The organism is Megasphaera sp. AF13-6AC, from assembly GCF_027685385.1.
Lineage (GTDB): Bacteria > Bacillota > Negativicutes > Veillonellales > Megasphaeraceae > Megasphaera > Megasphaera micronuciformis.
This window is the reverse complement of the sequence record NZ_JAQCUN010000062.1, coordinates 851-7,782: the sequence shown is the minus strand read 5'-3', so window position 1 is coordinate 7,782 and position 6,932 is coordinate 851. Positions and strand designations below refer to the sequence as shown.

At 43.1% G+C, this 6,932-nt stretch carries 8 protein-coding genes and 1 pseudogene; 6 read left to right on the top strand and 3 right to left on the bottom strand.

The features are described 5' to 3' along the window. Positions 1 to 79: 79 nt before the first annotated feature. Positions 80 to 1,114: a LacI family DNA-binding transcriptional regulator gene (locus tag PGX78_RS04770; protein ID WP_040774486.1), complete on the bottom strand. Its 1,035-nt coding sequence runs from the start codon at positions 1,112 to 1,114 to the stop codon at positions 80 to 82. A gap of 344 nt (positions 1,115 to 1,458) precedes the next feature. Here PGX78_RS04770 and PGX78_RS04765 point away from each other — a divergent pair, with 344 nt between their 5' ends. Together PGX78_RS04765 and PGX78_RS04760 are read left to right on the top strand one after the other, a co-directional pair. Continuing rightward, positions 1,459 to 2,487: a nicotinate-nucleotide--dimethylbenzimidazole phosphoribosyltransferase gene (locus PGX78_RS04765; RefSeq protein WP_270445614.1), complete on the top strand. Its 1,029-nt coding sequence runs from the start codon at positions 1,459 to 1,461 to the stop codon at positions 2,485 to 2,487. Then, positions 2,488 to 2,703 carry a type II toxin-antitoxin system RelB/DinJ family antitoxin gene (locus PGX78_RS04760; protein WP_006943026.1) on the top strand — a complete coding sequence of 72 codons (216 nt, stop codon included), beginning with the start codon at positions 2,488 to 2,490 and terminating at the stop codon, positions 2,701 to 2,703. It begins immediately after the preceding gene. A 399-nt stretch (positions 2,704 to 3,102) separates the two neighbouring features. On the opposite strand, the gene PGX78_RS04755 is transcribed toward PGX78_RS04760, so the two are convergent. Together PGX78_RS04755 and PGX78_RS04750 are read right to left on the bottom strand one after the other, a co-directional pair. Beyond that, complete coding sequence (locus PGX78_RS04755; protein ID WP_270445611.1) at positions 3,103 to 3,915, bottom strand: leucine-rich repeat domain-containing protein; 813 nt, start codon at positions 3,913 to 3,915, stop codon at positions 3,103 to 3,105. A gap of 18 nt (positions 3,916 to 3,933) precedes the next feature. Beyond that, a complete protein-coding gene (locus PGX78_RS04750) occupies positions 3,934 to 4,785 on the bottom strand; it encodes an aldo/keto reductase (RefSeq protein WP_270445610.1) in 852 nt (283 codons plus the stop codon). A gap of 170 nt (positions 4,786 to 4,955) precedes the next feature. On the opposite strand from PGX78_RS04750, the gene PGX78_RS04745 reads away from it, so the two are divergent. The 4 genes and pseudogenes from PGX78_RS04745 to PGX78_RS04730 all read left to right on the top strand — a co-directional run. Further along, a complete protein-coding gene (locus tag PGX78_RS04745) occupies positions 4,956 to 5,087 on the top strand; it encodes a CD1871A family CXXC motif-containing protein (RefSeq protein ID WP_006943029.1) in 132 nt (43 codons plus the stop codon). Then, positions 5,080 to 5,925 carry a 4Fe-4S binding protein gene (locus PGX78_RS04740; protein ID WP_270445609.1) on the top strand — a complete coding sequence of 282 codons (846 nt, stop codon included), beginning with the start codon at positions 5,080 to 5,082 and terminating at the stop codon, positions 5,923 to 5,925. The genes PGX78_RS04745 and PGX78_RS04740 overlap by 8 nt, the downstream gene beginning before the upstream one ends. Beyond that, entirely contained in the window at positions 5,918 to 6,454 is a 537-nt protein-coding gene (locus PGX78_RS04735) for a TlpA family protein disulfide reductase (protein WP_270445608.1), read from the top strand. Before PGX78_RS04740 ends, PGX78_RS04735 begins: the two co-directional genes overlap by 8 nt. Before the next feature lie 144 nt (positions 6,455 to 6,598). Then, positions 6,599 to 6,932: pseudogene (locus tag PGX78_RS04730) on the top strand (nitrite/sulfite reductase); the annotation flags it as partial.

The window sequence follows — 6,932 nt, the reverse complement described above, 5'->3', positions numbered from 1 at the left end:
AGTTTATAGCGAAATTCTGATAAAAACAGCGGAAAGCCGTTTGTGCGACTTTCCGCTGTTTCGTTTTGTAGAGAATCGGTTATAGAGGTTGAAAACTTCGGTTTTCAGGAGACGAATCGGCAATAATTTTTTCTCCTTCAATATAAGTAACAAGAGGTAGAGTACGTTTTTTTTCGATTAAATCGATGATCATCTTCATGCATTCTTCGCCGATTTTTCCCATAGGAATATCGATGCGAGATAAAGACGGAATGGAGAAGTCATTTATTTCCGGCATGGTAATACCGACGGTAAAAACTTCCAAATCGTGAGGAATGGAAATGCCTTCGTTATGACAACCGTAAAGAACCCCGTGGGCCAATACGTCGGATTCACAAAACAGGGCTTGCGGCATTCGGTCACGGTGAATCAGCTCTTTGCAGACTTTAACGGCATCTGCCAGTGATTGGTCACAAAGAAAGATGTCGTCATCCGATACGGGATAGCCTGCTTGAGCGAATACTTCCAAAAAGCCGTCCATCCACATACGCATAATGGGAAATGAAGTATCGTGAGTCAAAACGCCCGGGTGAATGCAGCCTTTATTTAACAAGTGTCGTCCTACGCTGCGACCGATTTCATAGTTGTCCATGGTCACACACCCGTATTTTTCGGAGGTACGATTAAAGAGGACAATGGGGCAAGGGAAGTCGGAATTTTCCAAGTATTCCATATCTTTTTCGGACATATTGGCAATAATAATGCCGTTGAAGAAGCGGTTCTGCTCTACTTCCAGTTGTTTTTGTAATTCATCGACCTTGTACGGAACAACTGTTAAATGGATCGGCTTGTCGTACTTCATGATTTCTCGTTGCAAGCCGAGTGTAATACGGGCCAGATAATTGATACGGAAGTCCGTAGCCCAATAAAAGGCGACTGAGTATGAATCACCGCCGGTGACCCGCAACTTTTTGGCCGATTGATTGGGGACATAATTCATTTTGTGGGCAATTTCAAGAATTCGTTTTTGTGTTTCGCCGGAAATTTTCCTTTCTTTGCCCTTACCGTTCAGTACAATTGAGACGGTAGCAATGGAAACATCGGCTGCTTTGGCAATATCTTTTATTGTCGGCATAATTTGAGTCACCTTCTTTATTATTATTCTGCCATATAAATACATAGTTTTCAATTATAATTGATTATTCTGCATAAGCCTGATTTCATATGTCTCCGGAACGGTAACGATAAGGAGAACCGCATTCAATAAGGGGCGGGACTTAATTATAAGCATTGAATGAAAAGAAGCTGTAAAAATATTGATAAAAACCTGTGGTATACTTAACTACAAATGTATAGAAGTTCATGAATTACATCATATTTTAGATACCTGTTGAGTCTGTAAAAGGTGATTGATATAATATAAAAATGAGAAAATAAAGATAGATTATGCATTCACTTTAATAAAGAAAGAGCGTTGTCATGACTTTTAAAGAAGAAGTAGAAGAGAAACTGCGGAATTTAGCGAAACCGCCGGGAAGTCTCGGGCTATTGGAGCAGCAAGCAAAAAAGATATTTTTGGCTTGGCAGAAGACAGAACCGGATCTTAGGCCCAAGCACATTATTTTCGCCGCCGATAATGGTGTAGTCTGGTCCGGAGCGGCTGTTCAACTGCCGGAAATTACATACTTACAGACTCGTAATATGGTAGACGGACTGGCGGCTATCTCCTGTTTTTGTGATTACAATCGCATTCCTTATGAAGTCGTCGATGTGGGGATTGATTCTCCCGATGCAGTGGGATTGAATTATAAAATCCGGCAAGGGACGCGGAATTTCTCCGTAGAACCGGCTATGACGGAAGCGGAAGTAAAACGGGCTGTAGAAGTCGGACGGGAACGGGTCAGCTTTGCGGCTCATATGGGATATAATTTACTTTCCTTCGGGGAAATGGGCATCGGAAACACGACGACATCGGCAGCTGTACTGACGGCTCTGGCACCTGATTATGCGTCTTTAATTGCCGGATACGGGTCGGCTAAGGGCAATTATCGCCTGTTGAGGCATAAAGAAGAACTTATTTCCGAAGCCATGGAACAATATGGCAGTCTTATGTCCGGACCTATCGATGTATTGCGGTACGTCGGAGGCTTCGATTTAGCGGCGATTACAGGGGCTATGTTGGCTTGTGCGGAGCGAAGAATTCCTTTTTATGTAGACGGGTTCATTACGGCAGTGGCCTTGGTTTGTGCTGTTAAAATACGTGATGACGTGAGGGATTATGCCCTCTTATCGCACCTGTCACGAGAAGCGGGGATGACATTGGCTCTGCGTATTATCGACATGGATGAATCCGAAATCCCTTTACATTGCGGTTTTTCTTTAGGAGAAGGAACGGGAGCCGTATTGGCCGTATCGCTTATGCAATCCCTGATGTATGCTATAGGCCATATGGGAACTCTTGACGAAGTGAACAAGAATGCCAAGAGGCGTCGTAAGGGGGGAGTGTAAGTGGAAATACAGGTTGAACAACAAATAAAGGATGCGGCTGTCGAGGTTTTTCAAAAGGCGGGTCTTACGGAAGAAGAAGCGGTGGCCCTGTTTTATAAACGGACGGCAGCGACGGGGAAACTGACCTTTCCCGTTGAGGAAGAACGAAAAGATGAAAATAAAAAAGTGAAAAGACGGCGTATGAATGAGCGTTTTGCCGAATGGGATGCGTTTTAATAAAAGGAGCTGTAAGTATGTGCGGAAAACCGCATTTTCTTACAGCTCCTTTTAAGAGGGAGATATAGTTAAGTTATACCGCTGCCTACAAGTGCATCAGTTTTTGTAAACTGTAACACGACGGCCGATAGGCAGGGATAATCTGCTCGTATGATTTCCGTGGTGTCATCATGCTCCGTGCTTTGACATAAATGCGTCTTTAGTCTGTTTGCCGTCTTTCTTGCCTTTCATCTATTGATCTAAATTAATTTGCCATTGCTCTTTTCGGTTGATCAGTACCTTTTTATGCCAATCAACCCGAATGACTCTTGCAGAGTCGACAGGACTATATAAATTAAAAGTATAGTTGAGAAAAATCTTTACTCGATGGTATATCACATATCTATAGTAGAATCTCCTTTAAAGGCATTCATTCGGTGAAGTGTTCGGGTTGTGTGTGATTGGCTCGCTGTCATTGTATAAATAAGGGCGAGTTACCAGCGTACCGTACTTCAATTTAGGCAGGGCTATTAATTGAGGATACAAATCCTTCACCTCTTTGCAAGATTTCAAAGTCAGACTTTCGAGCTCTATAAGCTCTAAAAGGGGGCTGTAATCCTTGTCCAGTACGCGTGCGGTCAACAAACTGAAGGAACGTAAACGGGGCATGTGTCGTAAGAAGCTCAGGGATTGAAGTCGTAAATTTTTAGGGGCTGCGAAATCACCCTCCAGAGAAAGACTTTCCAGATGCTTCAGTGTGGCCAGTGCACTATAATCTTCAATTTTTTGGAAATTTTCAATTGATAAGGCAACCAGATTTTTCAGTTTTGCAATCGGATTGATAGAGGAAACACTTCTGCCGGATCCTATATGCAGATACTTTAAGGACTGTAAGTGTTCTAATTTTGATATATCCGGATATACGCCCCATTTAATGTGCAGGTCTGTCAGTTTACGTTGGCAACATACTGCATCAAACAACTCTTGAGGCATCCTTGTACAGAATACGAGTTTACTGAAAGCATCAGGGTTTTCTAGCAGAAATTCGCACCATTCTCTGAGAATTCGCTTTTTGTCTCGTGACGAATAAGTATCCTCCAGCTGGGTACAATTAATAACCAGTTCTTTTTCACCTGTATATTCAGACACCGTAACTACGGATTTAGGATGGGCGTCATCGTTATGATAATAATTGAAGCCGTATTTTATTTGTTTTTCAGTCAGTACCGACATTTCAGCACCCCCTTGGGTTTATAAGGTTCTGGTGAGCATATTTTCCGTGTAGGCGCCGTCCTGACTGTTACCGACAAGAATCTTATTCCTATCAAGGGCTTCCAAGGCTTTCATTTCAACATCCGTTAAGGAAAAGTTGAAAATATCCGCGTTGGCGGCAATGCGGTCAGGGTGAGACGATTTCGGCAAGACCGAAATACCTTGTTGCACTAAAAAGCGCAAGGCAATTTGGTGGGGTGTTTTTCCGTACTTTTCAGCCGGTATGGTGACAGCCGGTTCTTTATACATAGACGTATCTCTATTTCTGCCGAAGGGAGAATAGGCTTGATGGATGACTCCGTATTTTTTCATTACCTTTTGAAGCTCCGAATATTGGCAGTATAAATGGGTCTCAATTTGATTGACTGTCGGGCACAGGGTATTGAAATGAATCAGGTCTATAAGTTGGCTGGGCATGAAGTTGGATACTCCGATGGAACGCACGAGACCGTCGGAAACGGCCTGTTCCAAGTCACGCCAGGCTCTGTATACATCGTTGTATGGCCAGTGAAGAAGCACCAAGTCGAGATAATCGGTTGAGAGCTTTTTCAAGGACTCTTCCAGACTTTTACGACAGTTACCGTCGGAAAAGCGGGTGAACCAGATCTTGGTGGTTAAAAATAGATCTTCTCGTGCTATGCCGCAGTATTTTACGGCATTTCCGACGATTTCTTCGTTTTTGTAAGCTTGAGCCGTATCAAGCAGCCTGTATCCGGAATGAATTGCCGTGACAATTGCCGCTTCGTCCGCTTTCGGATCGGTCAGCTTATAGGTACCGAATCCAAGAAGCGGCATTTCATATCGGCTGTTTAATGTGATCGTATTTTTCATGGTCCTTACCCTCCCGGATGATTACTATACATACTGTCTTATATATTATATATTAATCCTGAAAGCTTATGGGTGAAAAGATATGACTGTCGAATTTGTATGGATTTAAAATCTTTTAGTATGTTATCCTTATAATAACTGATGGTATAATAGGAAAAAGGAGGCGGCACATGTTAAAAAAAAGAATGGTTCTCCTTCTCGTAGCAGCCGCTTTATTGGCTTTAGGGCTAAGTCGAGGTGAGGATCAGGCTGTCTGGCAAAAGGGCTCAATGATTTGCTTGGAGTGTATCGGTCTTGGTTAGTCGCAGAATTATTCAAGGTATCAGTGCTTTTCTTACCAATGCCAACTGGAAGGGATTCAGGGACGGTACTATCTATAACGGGGATACTAAGGCACTGTGCGTACCGGGTTTAAACTGTTACTCCTGCCCCGGGGCGGTCGGAGGATGTCCGATAGGTGCATTACAAAGTTCGCTTAGCGGGTTTATTCCGCGGATTCCGTTCTATGTGTTGGGCTTTATCGCCCTTTTCGGAGTGTTATTTGGCCGCGTCGTTTGCGGCTATTTATGTCCCTTCGGGTTACTTCAGGATTTATTGGATTGTGTACCTTGTAGAAAAATAAGAAAATCAAAGATTACGAGACGATTGACGAAAGTAAAATATGCTTTTCTGGGCCTGGTTTTTTTGGGTCCCCTTGTGTCATTTGCCGTAATCGGGTTGGGAGAGCCTTTGTTTTGCAAATATATCTGTCCGGCCGGTACAGTAGAAGGTGCGCTACCCTTATTTGTTGTCAATGAAGGCTTGCGCTCCGCTGCCGGAAGCTTAACGGTATGGAAAGGATTGTTAGCCGGGGGTATTTTGCTGATGTCGACTTTCGTTTTTCGTCCTTTTTGCCGTTTCATATGTCCCTTGGGAGCCATATACGGGTTCTTTAATCGGTATGCGTTGACGGGAATTGCAGTGGATAAGAACAAATGTGTTCACTGCGGACGTTGTGCAGCTGTTTGCAAATCGGATGTGACGCTGGCAGGAGATAAAGAATGTATTTCTTGCGGCGAATGCATGGATGTTTGCCCTGTCCATGCAGTGTACAAGAGAAAACTTATAATGAGAAAGGTTGAGGAGAGAGATAATGTTTAAAAAATATATGATTGTATTGGCAGCCGCTTTATGTGTTGTCTCACTTACGGCGTGCGGTAATCAAAAGGCTGAGGCCCAACAACAGACGGCTCAAGCGGAAGCGGATTTAAAAATCGGAGCGCCTGCACCTGATATAGATTTGCCGGCTGCTGACGGAAAGAACGTAAAACTTTCTCAACTATACGCACAAGGCCCTGTTTTTATTAACTTCTGGGCATCGTGGTGCCCGCCGTGTGTCGGAGAAATGCCGGACATACAAAAGGCTTATGATGCACATAAACAGGAAATTCAATTTATTGCCGTGAATATGGACCAGAAAAAAGATGACGGCGTTGCCTTTTGGCGTGACGGAAAATATACGATTCCCATGTATCAGCCGAATATTCAAAAGGTGAGCCGTGACTATCGCATTTCGGGAATACCTATGTCCGTTCTCGTAGATACGAGGGGAATCATTGTAAACATGAGGGTCGGCTCGATGGATGAAAAGGAATTGGAAGAATTCCTCAATTCTATATCGAAGAAATAGCCTTTATACCAGTAAAGGTATGTAGTAAAAAATAAATAAATGACGAGGGAGCTTATGCTTACCTCGTCATTGCTTTGTGTTACGACCGGCATGATAAAGATCTTTATTTTTATCATGACACATAAGTGAAGGGTAGTGCTTGTTATGAACAAAAGATGGACGGAGCATTTTAAAGCCGACTTACCGACATTTTATGATGCAACGCGTAAGTTTTATGCTAAAGAATTGAAGCCGGCAGAATACAAAGGAGTTTCCGGCGGTTTCGGGTGCTATGGAGAACGTGGCGGTGAAACGACCATGATTCGCCTACGTTTTACAGGCGGTATCCTGGAACGAGAGGACCTTATACAACTCCGTGAAGCGATAAAAAAATATAATTTGAAATTTGTTCATTTTACAACATGTCAATCTGTACAATTTCATCATCTCAAGGAAAATCAAATACTCGGTTTGATGAAGGATTGTTATGAACAGGGTA